At 61.0% G+C, this 18,000-nt stretch carries 18 protein-coding genes and 2 pseudogenes; 11 read left to right on the top strand and 9 right to left on the bottom strand.

Going from position 1 to position 18,000, the window contains the following annotated elements:
* Positions 1 to 195 precede the first annotated feature (195 nt).
* Positions 196 to 2,052, top strand: coding sequence for a DUF4396 domain-containing protein (locus LCM4576_RS13680; protein WP_071032559.1), 1,857 nt, complete (start codon positions 196 to 198; stop codon positions 2,050 to 2,052).
* A gap of 32 nt (positions 2,053 to 2,084) precedes the next feature.
* On the opposite strand, the pseudogene LCM4576_RS34800 reads toward LCM4576_RS13680, so the two are convergent.
* A pseudogene (locus LCM4576_RS34800) lies at positions 2,085 to 2,410 on the bottom strand (Arm DNA-binding domain-containing protein); the annotation flags it as partial.
* A 448-nt stretch (positions 2,411 to 2,858) separates the two neighbouring features.
* Between LCM4576_RS34800 and LCM4576_RS13670 the strand changes: the two are divergent.
* The 5 genes from LCM4576_RS13670 (at position 2,859) to LCM4576_RS13655 (ending at position 8,527) form a co-directional block, all read left to right on the top strand.
* Positions 2,859 to 3,761 carry an alpha/beta fold hydrolase gene (locus tag LCM4576_RS13670; protein ID WP_071032557.1) on the top strand — a complete coding sequence of 301 codons (903 nt, stop codon included), beginning with the start codon at positions 2,859 to 2,861 and terminating at the stop codon, positions 3,759 to 3,761.
* Entirely contained in the window at positions 3,751 to 4,899 is a 1,149-nt protein-coding gene (locus tag LCM4576_RS13665) for a hypothetical protein (protein WP_083361396.1), read from the top strand. Before LCM4576_RS13670 ends, LCM4576_RS13665 begins: the two co-directional genes overlap by 11 nt.
* A gap of 6 nt (positions 4,900 to 4,905) precedes the next feature.
* Positions 4,906 to 5,079, top strand: coding sequence for a hypothetical protein (locus tag LCM4576_RS34795; protein ID WP_083354652.1), 174 nt, complete (start codon positions 4,906 to 4,908; stop codon positions 5,077 to 5,079).
* 104 nt (positions 5,080 to 5,183) lie between these two features.
* Entirely contained in the window at positions 5,184 to 6,014 is an 831-nt protein-coding gene (locus tag LCM4576_RS13660; RefSeq protein ID WP_071032556.1) for an alpha/beta fold hydrolase, read from the top strand.
* A gap of 212 nt (positions 6,015 to 6,226) precedes the next feature.
* Positions 6,227 to 8,527 carry an FdhF/YdeP family oxidoreductase gene (locus LCM4576_RS13655; RefSeq protein WP_071032555.1) on the top strand — a complete coding sequence of 767 codons (2,301 nt, stop codon included), beginning with the start codon at positions 6,227 to 6,229 and terminating at the stop codon, positions 8,525 to 8,527.
* A 3-nt stretch (positions 8,528 to 8,530) separates the two neighbouring features.
* Here the strand turns inward: LCM4576_RS13655 and LCM4576_RS35805 are convergent.
* A pseudogene (locus tag LCM4576_RS35805) lies at positions 8,531 to 8,646 on the bottom strand (cysteine hydrolase); the annotation flags it as partial.
* Between the two features lie 110 nt (positions 8,647 to 8,756).
* Positions 8,757 to 9,404, bottom strand: coding sequence for a hypothetical protein (locus tag LCM4576_RS13650; protein ID WP_071032554.1), 648 nt, complete (start codon positions 9,402 to 9,404; stop codon positions 8,757 to 8,759).
* A 167-nt stretch (positions 9,405 to 9,571) separates the two neighbouring features.
* Here LCM4576_RS13650 and LCM4576_RS13645 point away from each other — a divergent pair, with 167 nt between their 5' ends.
* Positions 9,572 to 10,300: a DUF4142 domain-containing protein gene (locus LCM4576_RS13645; RefSeq protein ID WP_071032553.1), complete on the top strand. Its 729-nt coding sequence runs from the start codon at positions 9,572 to 9,574 to the stop codon at positions 10,298 to 10,300.
* 18 nt (positions 10,301 to 10,318) lie between these two features.
* Positions 10,319 to 10,879, top strand: a complete 561-nt coding sequence (locus LCM4576_RS13640) for a hypothetical protein (RefSeq protein WP_040990482.1) — start codon at positions 10,319 to 10,321, stop codon at positions 10,877 to 10,879.
* Positions 10,880 to 11,145: 266 nt separating this feature from the next.
* On the opposite strand, the gene LCM4576_RS13630 is transcribed toward LCM4576_RS13640, so the two are convergent.
* Complete coding sequence (locus LCM4576_RS13630; RefSeq protein WP_040990480.1) at positions 11,146 to 11,409, bottom strand: hypothetical protein; 264 nt, start codon at positions 11,407 to 11,409, stop codon at positions 11,146 to 11,148.
* A 240-nt stretch (positions 11,410 to 11,649) separates the two neighbouring features.
* On the opposite strand from LCM4576_RS13630, the gene LCM4576_RS13625 reads away from it, so the two are divergent.
* The gene (locus tag LCM4576_RS13625) at positions 11,650 to 13,410 is read left to right on the top strand and encodes a thiamine pyrophosphate-dependent enzyme (RefSeq protein WP_071032551.1); all 1,761 of its coding nucleotides are present in this window, start codon (positions 11,650 to 11,652) and stop codon (positions 13,408 to 13,410) included.
* Between the two features lie 48 nt (positions 13,411 to 13,458).
* On the opposite strand, the gene LCM4576_RS13620 is transcribed toward LCM4576_RS13625, so the two are convergent.
* The 4 genes from LCM4576_RS13620 to LCM4576_RS13605 form a co-directional block, all read right to left on the bottom strand.
* Positions 13,459 to 14,061: a diguanylate cyclase gene (locus tag LCM4576_RS13620; RefSeq protein ID WP_071032550.1), complete on the bottom strand. Its 603-nt coding sequence runs from the start codon at positions 14,059 to 14,061 to the stop codon at positions 13,459 to 13,461.
* Positions 14,062 to 14,215: 154 nt separating this feature from the next.
* Entirely contained in the window at positions 14,216 to 14,641 is a 426-nt protein-coding gene (locus tag LCM4576_RS13615; RefSeq protein WP_071033130.1) for a hypothetical protein, read from the bottom strand.
* Between the two features lie 261 nt (positions 14,642 to 14,902).
* Complete coding sequence (locus LCM4576_RS36515; RefSeq protein ID WP_157900450.1) at positions 14,903 to 15,253, bottom strand: response regulator; 351 nt, start codon at positions 15,251 to 15,253, stop codon at positions 14,903 to 14,905.
* A gap of 416 nt (positions 15,254 to 15,669) precedes the next feature.
* The gene (locus LCM4576_RS13605) at positions 15,670 to 16,152 is read right to left on the bottom strand and encodes a DUF6894 family protein (protein ID WP_040990475.1); all 483 of its coding nucleotides are present in this window, start codon (positions 16,150 to 16,152) and stop codon (positions 15,670 to 15,672) included.
* Between LCM4576_RS13605 and LCM4576_RS37630 the strand changes: the two genes are divergently transcribed.
* Both LCM4576_RS37630 and LCM4576_RS36510 read left to right on the top strand, forming a co-directional pair.
* Positions 16,126 to 16,674 carry a hypothetical protein gene (locus tag LCM4576_RS37630; RefSeq protein WP_320411855.1) on the top strand — a complete coding sequence of 183 codons (549 nt, stop codon included), beginning with the start codon at positions 16,126 to 16,128 and terminating at the stop codon, positions 16,672 to 16,674. The two genes, LCM4576_RS13605 and LCM4576_RS37630, sit on opposite strands and share 27 nt — an antisense overlap.
* Before the next feature lie 85 nt (positions 16,675 to 16,759).
* A complete protein-coding gene (locus LCM4576_RS36510; RefSeq protein ID WP_157901213.1) occupies positions 16,760 to 16,897 on the top strand; it encodes a hypothetical protein in 138 nt (45 codons plus the stop codon).
* Positions 16,898 to 17,726: 829 nt separating this feature from the next.
* On the opposite strand, the gene LCM4576_RS13590 is transcribed toward LCM4576_RS36510, so the two are convergent.
* On the bottom strand, positions 17,727 to 17,966 hold the full coding sequence (locus LCM4576_RS13590) for a hypothetical protein (protein ID WP_040990472.1): 240 nt from the start codon (positions 17,964 to 17,966) through the stop codon (positions 17,727 to 17,729).
* Positions 17,967 to 18,000 lie beyond the last annotated feature (34 nt).

The raw sequence follows: 18,000 nt of genomic DNA, 5'->3' as shown, positions 1-18,000 counted from the left end.
TGGCCTCTTGGTCGTCTCTTGGCGGAGGGAGGGCCGAAGATGGCCTCTTTGTAGTGGAGGCTTGGCCAGCGGTCGTCCGGATTTGTCCGCTAGCCGGACCGGAATTTCCGGCTTGCGGATCGTAATGACCGCCGGCGCGTTCATCCGCAGGGCTGGTACAACCACCCGTTTCATCGACCAGCGCGAGAAAGCCGGATGCTCATCCAACCGATCGACTATTTCCTCGTTGCCTGGTTTGTGCTGGCGGCGGGTTCGACGCTCTATGTCGGCTTCGACCAGTACCGCAACAATCCCGAGCCGGTGGTGATGAAATGGGGCTTCATCCTGGTGACGCTCTATATGGGGCCGCTCGGCCTGCTGCTTTATGTACTCGGCGACAAGGAACCGCGCCCTGGCCARCACGAGGCCTTCACCAGCCCGCTCTGGAAGCAGGGCGTCGGCTCGACCATCCACTGCGTCGCGGGCGATGCGACCGGGATCATCCTTGCCGCGGTCGTCACCGCCACGCTCGGCCTGYCGATGTGGCTCGACCTCATCGTTGAATACCTCGCCGGCTTTGCCTTCGGCCTGTTCATCTTCCAATCGCTGTTCATGAAATCGATGATGGGCGGCAGCTATTGGGAGAATGTGAAGAAGAGCTTCCTGCCCGAGTTCATCTCCATGAACTTCATGATGGCCGGCATGGCGCCGGTCATGAGCTTCCTGATGATGGGCCGCGACATGCGCGCCATGGAGCCCAGCGAGCTTCTGTTCTGGGGCGTGATGTCGCTCGGCGTCATCGCCGGCTTCGTGCTAGCCTATCCCGCCAATGTCTGGCTGGTCGCGCGCGGCCTCAAGCATGGGCTGATGACCGAGCGCCTGCAGCCGGCAGGAGCGAGCGAGCACGGCCATCGCCGGCAGGGCCATGGACCGCCGGGCGAACAGCGCGCTGCCGGCCATCACATGCGCTCGGACGCGACCTCAGCGCAAATCGTGGCGCTCGGCGCGGTGTCGGCGCTGGCCTTGGCGCTCGGCATGGTGGCGCCTGCGAACTGGCTGAACCTCAGCCTCTCGGCCCGCGATGTCGGCGGCGTGATCATGCCGCAAGGCATGATCATGGACCGTGACACGCCGGCCGACGCCATGCGCGACATGGCGGCGGCCGATCCGCGCCTCGTAACCGCATCCTATGGCCTTTCGGCCAGGGGGGACCAAGACCTGCCGTTCCGGATGGAGAACGGCGTGAAGGTGTTCGAGCTGAGGCCGTCGGTGGTTCGCTGGCAGATCCTGCCGGACGTAGCGGTCGATGYCTATGCCTATAACGGCCAGATTCCGGGCCCGCGCATCCATATCCGTCAGGGCGACCGGGTGCGCATCAACGTCACCAATGGACTGCCGGAGGCAACGACGGTGCATTGGCATGGCCTGATCCTACCCAACCAGATGGACGGTCCGGCCGAGATAACCCAGGCGCCGATCGAGCCGGGACAGACCTATTCCTACGAGTTCACCGCCACCCAGCACGGTACTTACTTCTATCATCCGCACGCCAAGCCCGACCGCACCCAGGCACTCGGCCTCTATGGCGCGCTGATCATCGATCCGGCCAACCCGGCCGACGAGGTCGCCGCCGACCACGACTATGTCATCGAGTTGCAGGAATGGCTGGCGCGCGAAGGCCTGACCTATCCATCGATGCCGATGGACGGCGGCATGCCGAACTTCTTCACCATCAACGGCAGGGCCTATCCGTCGACCGACACGATCCGTATGAAGGTCGGCGAAACGCTAAAAGTCCGCTTCATCGGCACCAACAACGGCTTCATACACCCGATGCACATCCATGGCGGCCCGTTCGAAGTGGTCGCGCGCGACGGCGAGACGATTCCCGCCGCCGCACGCTTCCAGGCCGATACGATCAATGTCGGGCCGGGCCAGCGATATGATGTCGTCTGGACGGCGAGGCGTCCCGGCAAATGGCTGATCCACTGTCACATCCCGCATCACACCACGAACAACAATGCCGAGGAGAAGGGCGGCGGCGGGCTGATGATGGTTATCGATGTGAGCTGATGCGGGACCGGGAGTTGTGCTGCTGCAAGCTAACCGTTCCTCAGATCTTCGAGATAGCGGGTGCAGAGTTCCTTTGACGGTGATCGCTTCGCGATCGAACTTGCGTTCCTGGGCAGGGTTGCCGCCTCGTGCGACCTGGCCAAGCAGAACCTTAGCCTCGCGCCTCAGGAGTCCAGACGCCGTGCAGCCCGATCGTGTAGCGATGCGACCGGCCTGCGGCACGGTATTGCACGACGTAGCTTTTCTTCCCCGAAGCGAAGACGCGCAACCCGAAACCGGGCAACTCCTCGTCCCAAATGACGTAGTCCGYGGAACGAATTTCAGTGGTATCAACGGTTCGTTTGGTCAGCTTCGCCATGCTCGAACGCCCCCTTGAAAGATTCCGCGCGTAAGCACGGCAGGGCAAGGTTTCGGCCGCCCTGTCGTAGCGTCGACGCTTATCGAATTCAAATTTGTTTTGTGATTTCAGCGATATAGCGCGAAGTCGGATAGAAATGGATAGTTTCGGCGGAAGCCATTATCCATTCTCCGAAGGCAGAGGTCGTGAGCTCGAATCTCGCCGGGTGCGCTAAATCTTCGATTGTTGCCAGGCACGCGCCGAAGATTGCCGCCGACTCGCGATGGGGGCCGGATCTTGTCCTGAGGCTACCCGGGAACCGGCACCTTCCCTGGCCGTTATTTGAGGAACTCCGAAGTCAATCGCGTGGCCAAGATGACGTACGGCCGCCTGGCAAAGTAGCCGCAGTGCTCYGCCACTCCACCGAGTAAGCTCTGAAACTCGTGCTGGACGAATTGTTTTCACGCTCATGACGAAACACATCAAAACGCCGCATCTCAATCTCACTTATGAAGAGGCGGGTAATCCTCAGGGGGACCCGATCGTTTTGGTCCATGGCTGGCCGGACGATGTGCGCTGCTGGGATAAGGTCGTGCCCGAGCTTGYCAAGCTCAATTGTCGAATTCTCGCCCCTTACTCGCGCGGCTCCACCCCAACGACCTTCCGATCGGAGCAGACTCTGAGAAGCGGCGCTATAGCAGCGCTGGGCCAGGACTTGGCGGATTTCATCGATGCTCTCGATCTGCGCGACGTTTTCGTGGTGGGCTATGATTGGGGTGCGCGAGCCGGCTACGTCGTCGGCGCGCTGTTTTCCGAGCGCGTGCGGGCGCTCCTCGCGATGTCCGCTGGCTACGCCACTTCAAAGCCCGTCCGCGACATGTCCTACGATCTGGCGAAGGCCTATTGGTACGAATGGCTGGTGGCGACTAAGCAGGGTCGCGAGGCGATAGACAAGGATAGGCGGCGCCTCTGCCGCTATCTCTGGCAGACATGGTCGCCCGGCTGGACATTTGACGACGCGGAGTTTGAGGCCACGGCCTCATCCTGGGAGAATGGCGACTGGGCGCCGATCAGCATTCACGCCTATCTGCAGCGCTGGGGTGAGGCCGCAGGCGCGCCAGAGCATGAGGAACTCGAAAAGCGACTGCTCGAAAATCCACCCATCCGAGTTCCCACCGTTATGTTGCAAGGCGCCGACGACGCCGACAATTTTCCGGAGACCTCCGAGGGAAAAGAGCGATTCTTTCTTAGCTCGTATGAGAGGYGCGTCCTGCCGGGCGTCGGGCATTTCATTCCGCGGGAGGCAMCCGATGAGGTCTTGGCTGCCATTCGACAATTGTTGACGGGCACGGCGGCAAGCGATGTCGGGTGAGGCTGAGGTAACCGCATTCGGCTTGCAGCAGACGGGGCGGCTGACGGGCCTGGAGAAGGGGTTGCCTGGCCCTGGTTACGACGGGCCTGACCTTTCATCCGTTGCACGAGCCAATTGGAATCTGCTGCGCGGCGACCTTCCGCTTCCCGTATGCACTCTCGGCCAGAAAGCACTTGAGCATAACAGCAAGCGGATGCTTCGCTTTCTCCAAGCCTTTGCCCCCAACATCGTTCTTTGCCCTCACGGCAAGACAACGATGAGCCCCCAATTGTTCCAGCGGCAGCTTGCCGACGGCTGCTGGGGTATCAGTCTTGCGACCTTTCATCAGGTCCGCGCCGCACGGCGCCGTGGCTTCGAGCGCATCTTTTACGCGAACGAACTCGTCGGGCCTCAGGAGATCGCCTTTGTTCTCCAAGAGCTCGGCCGGGATCCTGCTTTCGATTTCTATTGTCTCGTCGACTCGATCGACGGCGTCGAGCGGCTGCGCAGGAGCGCGGAGGAAATCTCACCCCRCCGACCGCTGCAGGTCCTTGTGGAAGGGGGATTTCCCGGCGGCCGCTGCGGCGTTCGAACAGTGGAGGCAGCCTTGGATGTCGCGCGTGCGGCGCRTGCGAGTTCTCCTCACCTATGGCTCGTCGGGCTGGAGGGATACGAGGGTGTGCTGCAAACGAAACCCAAGGACGAACGGCAAACGGCCGTACCCTCCTTCCTTGATGCCCTCGTCGAAATGATCCAGGCCTGTGACTCGGAAGGCCTCTTCAACGCCTGCGATCAGATCATGCTCAGCGCGGGCGGCAGTTCTTTTTACGATCTGGTTGCCGACGTGCCGCGCCATCTGGAACTCAGCAAGCGACTACAGGTCGTGGTCCGGAGCGGGTGCTATCTAACACATGATTCAGGACTGTATGCACGGCTGTTCGAGGATCTGAAGCAACGCAGCGACATGGCACGAATGAGCGACCTCTCCTTCGAACCGGCATTGGAGATTTGGTGTCACGTCCTTTCAACTCCCGAACTGGATCGAATTGTCTTGGGTGCGGGTCAGCGGGACTTCGGCCATGACGCCGGACCGCCGGTGATCCTGAAGACCGCACAAGAAGGAGTTTGCTCCCGGCTTCTCGATGYAGGCGCCTACTAGATTGCGATGATCAACGATCAGCATACGACCGTTAAGGTGCCGGTCGGCCACGGGTTGAAAGTCGGCGACATGGTTGCGCTGAGCCCATCACATCCGTGCACGACCTTCGACAAATGGCGCCTGATCTACGAGGTTGACGAAAACTACAACGTCGTCGGAGCGGTCGAGACATTCTTTTGAAACTGCGCTGCCTGCACTCGTTACCTTTCGTGRTCGCAGGCCGGGTCGACCCGGAAAGGGCGACCATTTCGATCCCGGTGAAAAAACCGACTAGGAGAAAAGCCATGGATTGGCAGATGCCTGAGCAGTTCGACTTCGAAGGCAACGCGATCGCGTGGGGCGTCATTGGCGAAGGTCCGCCTGCGGTGGTCATRCATGGCTCGCCCTTCTCTTCGATCGAGTGGCGGCGGATCGCACCATGGCTCGCGCGTCATCGGCGGGTCTTCTACTACGACATGCTCGGCTATGGGCGCTCGGCTAAGCCCGAGGCCGATGTTCTACATGGCGCCCAGAACCGATTGTTCGCGACCCTTGTGAAGCATTGGGGCGCCGAGCGGTCGGACATCGTGGCGCATGACTTCGGTGGCTCGGTGGCGCTGCGCGCTCACCTGCTTGACGGCATCAATTACCGCAGCCTCGTATTGATCGACCCAGTCGCGATCAGCCCGCAAGGTTCAGCCCTGGTGCAGGCGGCGAGGGCGCATCGAGATGTGTTCACCCGACTGCCTGCCTATGTGCACGAAGCCATACTGCGCGCGTATGTCGGTGCGGCTGTCAAGCGCAGGTTGGATGAGGGGGAAATGCGGCTCTATCTCGATCCCTGGCTCGGCGATGGGGGGCAAAAGGCATTCTGGCGCCAGATCACTCAAATGGATGACAAATATAGCGAAGAGGTCGAATGGCGCTATAGCGAGATCCGCTGCCCTGTGACGATCCTGTGGGGTGCTGAAGACGAGTTCATCCCGTTGAAGGACGGGCAGGAACTCGCAAGGCGCATTCCAAGCGCGTCATTCACGGTCATCCCCAATGCGAAGCACCTCGTTCAGGAAGATGCACCCGAAGCAATCGTTGCCGCGGTGCTCGATATCTGGCGCCGGCAGGAGTCAGCAACATGATTTCCAGGTGTCATCGRCGTGAAGGTGCCGCTCCGGAAAAATCCGTTCAAGCGTTCAAGCGCGAGCCCAAGGCGACGAGGATCGAGGCCGCGACGGCGGAGCTATCAGGCATGGCGTCGCTTTAGCGCAAGGCTTGGGGACGTTTGACGGCAAGGCGGAACAACTGCGTCTCRCTGCAGTTTTCCCTCTGCTTCCTCTTTTGGACGACCGCCATGCAACCTGCCGTTACCGATCACGTCGAGATCAAGAAATACAATCATCCGACCGGCGGATGGGGCTCGCTTAAATCGCTGATCCGCAAAGCTCGGGATCAAGGTCTGCTGCTATCCGACATATGGAGCACGTTGCTCAAGCAGAACAAGGCGGACGGCTATATGTGCGTCTCCTGCTCATGGGCGAAGCCGGCCGAGCCGCGGCCTTTCGAGTTCTGCGAGAACGGCGCAAAGGCAACCATGTGGGAGCAGACCAGCAGACGCTGCGAGCCGTCCTTCTTTGCCGCCCATACGCTAACCGAACTCCTGGACTGGCCGGATCACGATCTTGAGAAACAAGGACGCCTGACGGAGCCGATGCGCTATAACCGCGCCACCGACAAATACGAGCCTGTAGCCTGGCCGGACGCGTTCGGCGACATAGGCGCTCAGCTCAGGCACCTCGACCCGAAGTCCGTGGTTTTCTACACGTCCGGACGCGCCTCGCTCGAGGCCTCGTTCATGTATCAGCTCTTCGCTCGCATCTACGGCTCTTCGAACCTGCYCGATTCCTCGAACATGTGTCACGAGTCGACGTCTGTTGGCCTGCCGGAATCGATCGGCTCTCCCGTCGGCACGGTGCAATTGGAGGACTTCGCCAAATCCGACATGATGTTCTTCTTTGGCCACAATACCGGTGTCACCGCGCCACGCCTGTTGCATCCCATTGAGGACGCTCGCCAGCGCGGTGTTCCGGTGATCACCTTCAATCCACTGCGGGAGCGCGGCCTGGTGAGGTTCAAGAACCCGCAGAACCCAGTCGAGATGCTGTCGCCCGGTCCGGGGACGAAGATGTCGAGCGACTTCTTCCAGATCCGGGCTGGCGGGGATATTGCGGCCATGACCGGAATAGCCAAGGCGGTGRTGGCGCTCRACGACGCGGCCCGGGAACGTGGCGCAAAACGTATCCTCGATACCGCTTTCATCGAGGAGCACACATCCGGCTTTGCCGAGTTCGAAGCCTATCTGCGCGCGACCGATTGGGAAGACATCGTTCGACGTTCCGGCATCTCGCGAGCCGATCTCGAACATGTCGCTGAAATATACAGTTCGGCCAATGYGGTTGTCGGCAATTACGGCATGGGTCTCACCCAGCATCGCCACGGCACAGAGAACGTGCAGATGCTATGCAATCTGCTGCTCATGCGCGGCAATATCGGCAAGCCCGGAGCCGGCATATCGCCRTTGCGCGGACACTCCAACGTCCAGGGACAGCGCACGGTCGGCATTTCCGAAAAGCCGGAGCTCGTTCCGCTCGATAAATTCCGCGACTTCTACGGCTTCGAGCCGCCGCGGGACAAAGGGCTCGATACCGTCGAGACGTGCGAAGGCGTGATCGACGGGCGGGTTCACGGTTTCGTCGGACTCGGCGGTAATTTCGTGCGGGCCGTGCCAGAAACCGGACTGGTCGAGAAGGCCTGGCGGAACCTGGACCTGCACGTCGAGATCGCGACCAAGCTCAACCACAGCCATCTGATCGCCGGGAAAGTCACATATCTGCTGCCATGCCTGTCGCGGCTGGAGAAGGACGTTCAGGCCAGCGGACCRCAATGGGTCTCGATGGAAGATTCGACCGCCTGCATCCATGGCTCCTTCGGGTCCCGGCCAAAACCGAGCGAGCACCTCATGTCGGAGCCGAGCATTGTCGCCGAACTCGCCAAGGCGACTGTCGCCGGCAAGAGCTCGATCCCTTGGGACGACTGGGTCGCGGACTATTCCCGCATCCGCGATGAGATCGAGCGCTGCTTCCCGGCGCATTTCAAGGACTTCAACAAGCGCTTTCTCACGCCCGGCGGGTTCCATCGCGACATCAAGGCATCGAAGCGCGTCTGGCAGACGCCGAACAAGAAGGYGAATTTCAAGTTGCCCACCACGCTGGAAACCGATCCGGACATCGATGTTTCCGGCAGGGATGTGCTGACCCTGATCACCGTGYGGTCCAACGACCAGTTCAACACGACGGTCTATGGTTATCGCGACAGGCTGCGCGGCATCCTGGGAACGCGAATGGTGCTGCTGATGAACGACGAGGACATCCGCCGCATGGGTCTTAGCGCGGGGCAGGAAGTCGCTCTCGAGGCGCATGCCGATGACGGCGTCGAACGGCGGGTTGAAGGTCTGCGGGTTACACCCTACTCCATCCCAAGCGGCAATTGCGCCGGCTATTATCCCGAACTCAACCCTTTAATACCTCTCTGGCATCGGGCTCACAAAGCACACGTGCCGGCGGCGAAGTCGGTGCCGGTGAGGATCGTCGCGTAACGTTCAGGTCCAGGCAGAGAGAACCGTCTCCATCTCGACGGTCTCGACCTGTTGCGCGAAGGGCTGGTGATAGACAGGCATCAGTGCGTCGTGCGTGGGTCGGAAGAGCTGCAAAGCGCGGTCGGCTCGACACTTCGGTTCCCGGATCGTGCTGATGTAACGTCCAGCCATGCACCCCGTTCCGTCGGCCGGAATCGTCGTTCGAACCGGTTCGCTACCGCCCTGCCACTCACAGGTGCTCTGCAAGTTCCCTGGCCAGCTGTCTTCGCTCTCGGGATGAGACTATTTGATGTGTCTCCACGGTCGCGGATCGCAAGCATGCCCGGCCGCGGTGCTGGACGATCTCAAACCGGCGTGACGCTCCAATCAAAGTATCCTCCGAACCGTACATTCCAATGATCGTAATTTCGAACTGGTGGATGTTCCGGCTCAAGTCCGCGTCGCCGATGGTCTGGTTGACGTCGCCGGTCCTTTCATGGAGCGCGTAGCCCAGAATGCCGGAGAAGCTTCCCATATCGATGATTTTTCCGGCGCCAAGCGGGCCCTGTCGCGTCATGTATTTCCAGCCAGACGGTCGCTTGGAATTCTTGAGATCTTCGGCGTCTGAGATGAATATACGATGGCGGCCGAGCGGCGTTCCCAGATCGACGATGACGCTTTGAATAAAGACTGCGCCTTCGCTCATGTTGGTTACGAAGCATCGCGCCGATAGCTCCCGCCCCTCGCCCCAGTTAATCAAGAGCTTGGGCGTTCTTCGTCGCCGGTGACTTCGCCAGAAAACGTGCAGATAGACGGACCAGATCACGAGCATGCCTATGCTGGCAAACGCGGAGATCAGGCTCGCCTTGCTCGCTAGCCATCCAAATGTCTCGAACATTTGAGGTCGAATAGTGCGCCGCCATCTTTGTTCCATGCGGCGGCTCGGCCGACGCCGGCGCCGTCGCTTCCTCCCTACAGCCGATGCCCGAAATCGAGCGGCTGCCATTGGAACAAAGCCGTGAAACGGTTGTTCGGCTCCAGTCCATCGAGAGAGGAGCTTGAATCATGAAAGCGCGGACACTTCTTGCACCGCTGGCTTGGGCGATCGTGTCGCTGGCTCTTCCGGCAGCTGCCGCCGAGAACGCGCAAACCTTTGTCAACAAGGCCGCTGCCGGCGGGATGTTCGAGGTGGATTCGAGCAAGCTTGCGCAGGAAAGAGCGAAGGAGCAGCAGGTCAAGGATTTTGCGGGAAAGATGATTGCCGATCACAGCGCGGCGAATGAAAAGCTGAAAAAGCTCGCCGCCGAGCAGAAGTTGCAAGTGCCGGCTCAACTCGATGCCACGCAAAAAAGCGACATTGAAAAGCTGCAGAACACCACGACAGGATTTGACCAGCCTTACGTCGAGATGCAGCGCAGCGCGCATGCCGATGCAGTCAATCTGTTCCAGTCCTATGCCAAGGAGGGCGACAATCCCAGCCTAAAGGCGTTCGCCGCTGAGACCCTGCCGACACTGAAGATGCATCAGGACATGATCGACAAGATCGCGGCGGCGAACGCAGGCATGCCGGCGGTCAAGTCGGCATCGACACCCAAACCGCCCGCACCGGTTCCGGGCGCCAACAGCTTCACCGAGTCTCAGGCAAAAAACCGCATCCAAGACGCCGGTTATAGCGACATCTCGTCGCTCGCCAAGGACGGCCAGGGGATCTGGCGCGGTCAGGCGAAGAAGGATGGCGAGAGCATCTCCGTCGCGCTCGACTATCAGGGCAACGTCTTTGCCGGTCAGCAGTAATCATCACAGGAGCAAAAAATGCAAACGATCACCGCGCTGTTCGACGACTATGACGATGCCGCCGATGCCGTTGGCGAACTCGAGTCCATGGGTGTGCCGACATCCGATCTCAGCATCGTCGCAAGCAACGCCGATGGCCGGCATTCCCCCGCGGCCGAAGATGCAGCCAGTGGAGCTGGCATCGGCGCTGTCGTGGGCGGCGCCGGTGGCTTGGCAACTGGTCTCGGCGCCATGGCAATACCCGGCGTCGGTCCGGTCGTGGCGGCTGGCTGGCTCGCGGCGACTGCCGCGGGCGCGGTCGCCGGCGCGGTCGTCGGTGGAGCGGCCGGCGGCATCATCGGCAGCCTGACGGATGGCGCCGATGTCTCGGAGCGTGATGCCCAGGTCTATGCTGAAGGCCTCCGCCGCGGCGGCACGCTGGTCACCGCTCGCGTCGACGATGAGCTCGCCCCGCAGGCGCAAGCGATCCTTCACGACTCCAGGTCCGTGGATGTCGCCGAACGGCGGAGCGAATACGAAGCTGACGGCTGGACGGGATTTGACCAGGCGGCCAGAGATTACCGTCAGCAGAGCAAATAGGGGTTGGCGTGAAACGAGTGCTGTGGCCCCTGATCCTGACAGTTGTGGTCCTGCTGGCGTGCTACGGGGCGTTCATCTACGTCGAGCGAGGTTGGYCCACGGCCCCGCTCAAGCGAACGCCCGAGCAGAACCAGGGTGGCAACGCACCGCAGGATACGTCCCCGGCGGCCGGCATAAAGAAGAGCCCGCAAGACAGCAACAAAATGCCAGGCAACCAATGAGTGTCAGGCGATCGAGTGCGTTCGCTTGATCGTCTGGTGGCGCGCTCAACCGCGTTCGACGAATTTGTTGAAACGGCTGGGTACGCCTTCCGCGGTTATGTCCTGATGCACGAAGGCAAGTCCGTTGTCGTCCAATATGGTGAAGAACTCTTGCCATTCGATGGGTTCCAGATCGTCTTCCTGGTCACCGAAGTCCACACGCAGCATCGCGCCCTTCGCCGCGGTCCGCGCGACCGCAGGTCTGCCTTGGCGGGCTTCTATCCACGCCCGGATCACCTCGTGGTTTATGGTTTTCAGCGGCTCGCTCATGATGAACCCCTTTCGGCTCTGAATCTCTGTTCCTGCCGCTCTCGTCAGCGGATAAAACTCAATCCATATCCGGCTCACTCGTTCCCGCGTCCCGCCAAAGGCGTTTGCTGCAGGCACCAACGGGCCACGACAAGGCTCAAGCGAGCCTGTCGCGGCTCGAGAGCGCCGATCGCAGCATTGCACCATTAACGGAACCAACTGCTGATCTGCTGGTTCGGGGGCATTCAGCGGAGCCTTCCCATGCCAAATGCAGCGGAAATTCTCGTCGATACTCTGATTGACTGGAACGTCGAGGTCATATTCGGCCTGCCCGGCGACGGCATCAACGGCATCATGGAGGCGCTGCGGAAAAAGCAGGACAGAATTTCATTCGTCCAAGTGCGCCATGAGGAATCCGCTGCATTCATGGCCTGCGCCTACGCCAAATGGACCGGAAAGCTTGGCGTATGCCTTGCCACGTCCGGCCCCGGCGGTGCCCACCTTCTGACCGGGCTCTACGACGCCAAGCTCGATCAGGCTCCCGTGCTCGCAATTACCGGGATGCAGTTCCACGATCTCATCGAGACATTCACGCAGCAGGATGTCGACCTGACCCGTGTCTTCAACGACGTCGCCGTCTACAACGTGCAGGTGTCGGACGCGGCGCATATGGAGAACGTCGCAAGCCTTGCCTGCCGTACCGCGCTCGCTCGCAAGGGCGTCGCCCATCTTTCGATCGCCAGCGACATCCAGGAGCAGCCTTCCGACGCGGCCAAGCGTTCAAAGCGCAACCGTCCGGCGCATACGCCACAAGACATGTTCGTTCCCCATTGCGTCGCCGAGGACGAGGAACTGGACAAGGCGGCAGCCATCCTGAACGGCGCCAAGCGCGTGGCCATTCTGGCGGGCCGCGGCGCTATGGGTGCCGCGGCCGAGCTGGAGGAAACCGCAGGACTGCTGCAGGCACCGGTCATCAAGGCGCTACTAGGTAAAGCGGTACTCCCAGACGACCATCCCTATACTACCGGCGGCATAGGCATCCTGGGGACCTTGCCGTCGCAGGAAGCAATGGAAACCTGCGACGCCGTTCTCATTGTCGGCTCGACATTTCCCTACATCGAATATTATCCGAAGCCGGGGCAGGCGCGCGGCGTTCAGATAGATTGCGACGCGCAGCGTATCGGTTTGCGGTTCCCCGTCGAAGYCGGGCTGGTTGGCGATGCAGCGGAAACGCTTCATGCACTTAACCRCAGGCTGAAGCCGAAGGCCGACGGCGCCTTCCTCGCCGCGGCTCGAACCGCCATGCAGGAGTGGCGAGAGATGATGCGCCAGTCAGAGGATGGCGAAGGGCATCCTCTCAAGCCACAACTGATCGCCCGCGCATTCGGCGAACGGCTTGCCGACAACACGATATTGGCTACCGACTCCGGGCAGAATACGGAACTTRCCGCACGCCATGTCGACCTGCGCGAGGGGCAGGAGTTCGGTGTCTCCGGCGCGCTTGCGTCCATGGCCTGCGGTCTGAGCTATGCGATAGCCGCCGGCATTGCGTTTCCCGRCCGGCCGATCGCTGCAATTGTGGGGGATGGCGGATTTGCCATGCAACTCGGTGAGTTCTCGACAGCCGTGCGCTACGGCATTCCGCTGAAGCTGTTGGTCATCAAGAACAACATGCTGAACCAGATCGCCTGGGAGCAAATGATGTTTCTCGGCAATCCGCAATTCGGCTGCGAATTGCAGCCGATCGATTTTGCCAAAGCGGCCGAGGCGATGGGCGGCAAAGGTTTCAGCATCGAGCGGGCCGACGAGGTCGAGCGCGTTCTCGACCAAGCCTTCGCTGCCGATGGGCCGGTCGTCATCCAGGCGCTCGTCGATGCCTACGAGCCGATGATGCCGCCGAAGATGCCGCCCGATTATGCCAAGAACTTCCGCAAGGCGCTGCCGGATACCCCCGGGCGCGAGCGGATCGAGGAGAACGTCGCGCGGGAGCCGGCCAAGACGATGATGGAGGCCGAGGGATGATGCTGCCGCGAACGCTGGCAACGTTCCGCGAATGGACCGGCGGCATCCTCAGCGCGTTGCCGTGTCACCTGCCTTGTTTCGCCTGGCCTTGGGAGGGACCAGTCGGCCGGAATTGGCTCGCAGGCCTCTGAAAAACTCTTCCACATAAGGCAAGAGTTCGAACAGCAGAATCACGGTCATCACCGTTGCGATGTACCCCACGGGCAGCTGCTGCTCCTTCCAGGCAAGGTCAAACCGAGCCTTCTCTGGCCCAAACCCGAACAGTGCCAGGAACTGGCCCCAGTGCAATGAAACCACGCTGACAAGGCCCATCAGCGGGATCATCTCCAGAAAGCTGTGAACGTGCTGTTCGATGGGAGTTACGGTGCGCGCGGTCGTTGCGTAACGCACGTCCCATATGGCGGTGGCCTCGTGGAGGACGAAGACGATCATCATCACGGCGATGATCAGGGCATTAATCTCCAAGAACATCGCCGCGAGCAAAGGAATGCCTACCTCGACGAACATCAGGAGATGGATCAGCGATTCCTTCGCGCCGGTCGTCGCTTCGATGTGCGTGGCGCGGTGACAGAGCCAATCGRCGAAGCCGGCGATCAACCAGACGGGCAACACGAAGTACATCAGTATCAGCACCATTGGATCGCTCAGCATCGAGCCGTGCCCCAGCTCTGATCTGTCCGTGCTGCTACGTCCTCCATGAAATCCCTCATGCCAACTCACATTCGCRCAAAACACCGCCGGGGCCGAACTTTGCCCCGCAATGGGTGCCGAATGAGCCCAGGTGCCGCCGACGGCTCGCGCTCAGTCAGTGCGTGAAGCGACTTCTCAGCCAGCCAAGTAGACGATTGCCGGTGATGATCCTGCGAACGCGCTGCGCCGCCCAACCTGCCTGCATGGTTGCGCCGGCATGGCAGCTGCAGACGACTTCATGCAACTGCCAATCGGACAGCTCAAAGAAACGTCTGGCCTCTCCGTATGTATCGGATCGCAAGCCCGATGCCCTGAGCAGCGGGTCCTCAAAGGCAACCGTGAGCGGGGAGCCTGCCGCCCGTGCTTCTTCGCGCATCCCTGGATAAAGATATTCGGTGCCGGTGAGAGCAGCGAGACAGCGCAACGGATTGCTGTCGAGCAGTTCTGCCCACCTCTCAATCTTTTCAGTCCGCGTGGCGAGCGGCACCAACGGATTGATATCAGCGACTGCGTGCAATTGGTCGAGCGTTTGGTGTTTCATGACAAGCTCCCGTCCATCCCTCCGTGACCGGTTCGTCATAGCGAKAGGTCGGCGGGCCCGCGCCCGAGGGACCAAAGCGCGGGCCGATCAGTGTTGCCCACCGATCTTCGGCAGACATCCAGCAGCGGAGCCTGCACTGCACTGAACTGACCGCCGTCCCGAATGTTCCGTAGGAAGACCGAATTCCGCGCATTGAGCGGCGCCGTCGCGAGAAGCGGCGGCGTGTCGGACCAAGGACGTGCTCGAAGATTCGACTGAATCTCAGGCTCGAGCTCGACTCTCGATCATTCGATTTGCAAGCTTGATCAGATCCTGGATCGCGGCCGGCTTCGGCAGATACGGCGCGTCGTGAAAGGCGGGCGCCTGAAATTCAGGGTCATAGCCCGAATGGACGATAAAAGGCACATTCAGCGCTTTAAGGCGGCCGGCGGCAATGCCGCGCTGGCCGTCCAGCAGCTGTATATCGATGATGGCCAAATCCGGCCTGTGGTCGGCCAGCCATGTTTCGGCTGCTCGTTCGGAGGCCACGCAGGCGACGTCGAACCCGCTGTCCATCAATCCATTCGCCATGTCCGAAGCGATCAGATACTCGTCCTCCACGACCAGCGCCAAGGGCGCCCTCATATCGGCTTCCTTAACGTTCATTGCTTCTTGCGGCCTAAACAAAAGACTGATCCCTAGTTCCACAGAGACGGAAGGCAAAGGGCTGACCTCGGCGGAGCTGAGGACCGCTGACGCTTGTCTAATTCTTCCGGCGTCGAGCTTTGAGACTTTGCCGGGTGGGAAACCGGAGCACACCCGCTTGCAGCTCTCCGTCGATGTTGCCAATCGGATTAGGACCGGCCTGGATCGGGGCGCCATTCCGGGTTTGGCGGAGCACAACCACTCCAGATCCAGCCGATGCGAGCCGTGTCCTGAGCAGACGGGCAAGCTTTGGATGCAGCCCATCGCCTCTGGCAGCTGCCATCGCGTCTAGCGAGAGGAAGGGAAGCATCGTTTATCCTTTCTTCGGCTATGCAGCTCGGTCCTCATTCCGCCGCCGCCTTTTCACGCCTTGCCTCATCGAAGTCGACCGACGACACGATCTTGCCGCTTCCGTCGCGGACCCGCACGGCCCAGCCCTCCTGCCCGCCTTCGGGCGTGTCGTCCAACAGATCGATGGCCGACCGCAGCGCCTCGCCATGCGCGGCCTCGAGGCTCGCCAGTTCCACCCCCTGGAGTTGGCGCACACTGTTGTTGTCGCGATACTCGAATGTGAACAGACCCTGCGACTTGATCGACGGCCCACCGAGGTCGCGATAGCCGCTCTGCCCGGATACCCGCTCCGTGTTGCCGAAGGCCGCACACTGGGCCATCATCTCTTTGGCGCAGCCGACGAGAGCGGCCTTATCAAGCGTCAGTCGCGGATCCGATGTCGCCATTGTGACGGCAATCTTTTCGCCGCCGTCGCCAAGAAACTCGACCACCGTACCTTCCGGTCCGGCATGTATTTCAGTTTCGAGAACCTGCATTGCCGCCTCGTCGTCTTCGCATCGGTGAAGATTAAAGCTGGCCCAATCGGAAAGGTTCCGGGTCCAATCAGGCTCGTCTTCCGCGATGTGGGCGCCCTGCCCAAAATCCGCGCCATGTCATGGCGGCATTCTTCTCCACCTCCGGCAGCCTTATTGGAACAGCAGGGCCGAACAGAAGTTTGGTTGCGAAGGAGCTATCGAATGATCTCGCCGAGCAAGCGGACACCTGCCGAGGATCGCGGTCAAATCCAGGCCGGCAGGACTGAAGACAAGACGCCCGGGTTCGATCCGGCGGCCGCGCCCCTGGAAACGGATGCCGAGGCTGGCGACGCCGCCAATCCGGCGCGGCCTGCGACGCGACATGAAGCGAAATTCACCAACCAGGCGAGTTTCGCCAATGCAATGCGGCGCCCGGAGAATGCGTCCGGTCTTCATCCCGGCAGAAAGGGGCCGGTTTTGGTGATCGCGGCGGCCGTAGTCCTCGCGGCCGCCGCGATCCTGCTTGCCGCGCTGCTCGGGTAACTCCTTTGCCGTCGTCTCCTCAAACGACGTGGCGCCACGGCTGAAATATCCGTCTTGCATTCAACAGCTCAGAGGGTGATTTTTGATGCCAACATTGAAAAAGCTCCTTCGCCGTCTGTGGCGGCGGAAAATCCAACCGACGGCGGATCCCTCTCCGGTCGATGCGATCGTGCGGCTGCTGCGCGAAGCAAAGGACCAGAAGCTGCACGGCGGCAAAGAGTAGAAATATCGATCGTTTCGCGTCCTGCCGTTCGGAACAACGGCGGACAAGCTGGATGTCCCTCCAACCGTTTCTGAAACAACGCATGGTGACCGCGCGAAAGATCGACAAGGACAGGCACGAACGGACATCGGCCGCGGCGCGCGCGTTGATGGAAGCGGAGCGACTGACGCGCCAGGCGAAGACCGCTCGGCTGCGCGAGCAGCGTCTGGCCGCGACGCCGGCGACAAAGACGCCCTCTCCTGCCGAACCGCCTCCTCGCGCGACCGGACCCAAGCCACCGCCAATGAAGAAACGGAAAATGACGGATATCAGCTAACGCCTGGCTCCGCTCGGTGCTGCTGCACCCTGGCAAGGCTGCCACCAGGCGGACCAAGATTCCGACCACCAGTACGATCGGCAAGATCRCTGCCAAGCCCCTGGGCACAAAGAGGCGTTCCAGCAGGCTGACTGCGGGCTGCAGGAGCAACTTGAGAAAGACGGCGWGAACGAGCGGAAGCACGATGGCGCCCGCGRCGAAGAAGGCGGCAAGGATTGCCAGGACGAAAAGACCGCCTGTGAAGAATGTCACCGCGCGCAATCGTGCTGCTTGCCGGCTCTCAACGGTTTGCAAGATGGGCTCGGCCGTTTCCACAGGAGCCGGCGATGATCGTTCGAACTCGGAGCGTCCGTTCTGCATTGAAGTCATTGCCTGCGTACTGAACCCGGGGAAGGACTCAGATGTTCCCTGCGCAACAGAGAACGWCGAGCTTCAGGCGGGCGCTTGRCATTACGCCGGACCAGGCATGCGCACGGCGGACTGAAATGATCGAGAGTTACGAAACGGAAACTCTCAGTCCCCGGCCGCTGGATCTCCAGGCCCGGTCTCGATCTCATCAAATATGTGTTCGTGGATGATGCCCAGGATTTGCAGCCTCACCGCCTCACGCGCCTCCGGCTGAATGAACGGCATAAGGAGGCCGACTGTCTCCACGACCCGCCGTGGCAGATCCGCGCTTGGATCGGTCAAACGGCTTCCGTGATCGTAGATGTTTTCAGTGAGCTTTTTATCCAGATCCGAAAAAGTGCCCATGCTATCGCTCCGAACCTGACGTCGGAACGGCCGG

This window comes from Mesorhizobium sp. LCM 4576 (assembly GCF_001854815.1).
Taxonomy (GTDB): Bacteria; Pseudomonadota; Alphaproteobacteria; order Rhizobiales; family Rhizobiaceae; genus Mesorhizobium; species Mesorhizobium plurifarium.
The sequence above is the reverse complement of the archived record's forward strand: the minus strand, read 5'-3'. Positions and strand labels throughout refer to the sequence as shown.

Coding starts and splice junctions, on each gene's coding strand:
- LCM4576_RS13640 (WP_040990482.1), top strand. CDS start 10,319: ATGCAAACGATCACCGCGCTGTTCGACGACTATGACGATGCCGCCGAT.
- LCM4576_RS13645 (WP_071032553.1), top strand. CDS start 9,572: ATGAAAGCGCGGACACTTCTTGCACCGCTGGCTTGGGCGATCGTGTCG.
- LCM4576_RS13650 (WP_071032554.1), bottom strand. CDS start 9,404: ATGTTCGAGACATTTGGATGGCTAGCGAGCAAGGCGAGCCTGATCTCC.
- LCM4576_RS13590 (WP_040990472.1), bottom strand. CDS start 17,966: ATGGGCACTTTTTCGGATCTGGATAAAAAGCTCACTGAAAACATCTAC.
- LCM4576_RS36510 (WP_157901213.1), top strand. CDS start 16,760: ATGCCAACATTGAAAAAGCTCCTTCGCCGTCTGTGGCGGCGGAAAATC.
- LCM4576_RS13605 (WP_040990475.1), bottom strand. CDS start 16,152: ATGCAGGTTCTCGAAACTGAAATACATGCCGGACCGGAAGGTACGGTG.
- LCM4576_RS37630 (WP_320411855.1), top strand. CDS start 16,126: ATGTATTTCAGTTTCGAGAACCTGCATTGCCGCCTCGTCGTCTTCGCA.
- LCM4576_RS13615 (WP_071033130.1), bottom strand. CDS start 14,641: ATGAAACACCAAACGCTCGACCAATTGCACGCAGTCGCTGATATCAAT.
- LCM4576_RS34795 (WP_083354652.1), top strand. CDS start 4,906: ATGATCAACGATCAGCATACGACCGTTAAGGTGCCGGTCGGCCACGGG.
- LCM4576_RS13630 (WP_040990480.1), bottom strand. CDS start 11,409: ATGAGCGAGCCGCTGAAAACCATAAACCACGAGGTGATCCGGGCGTGG.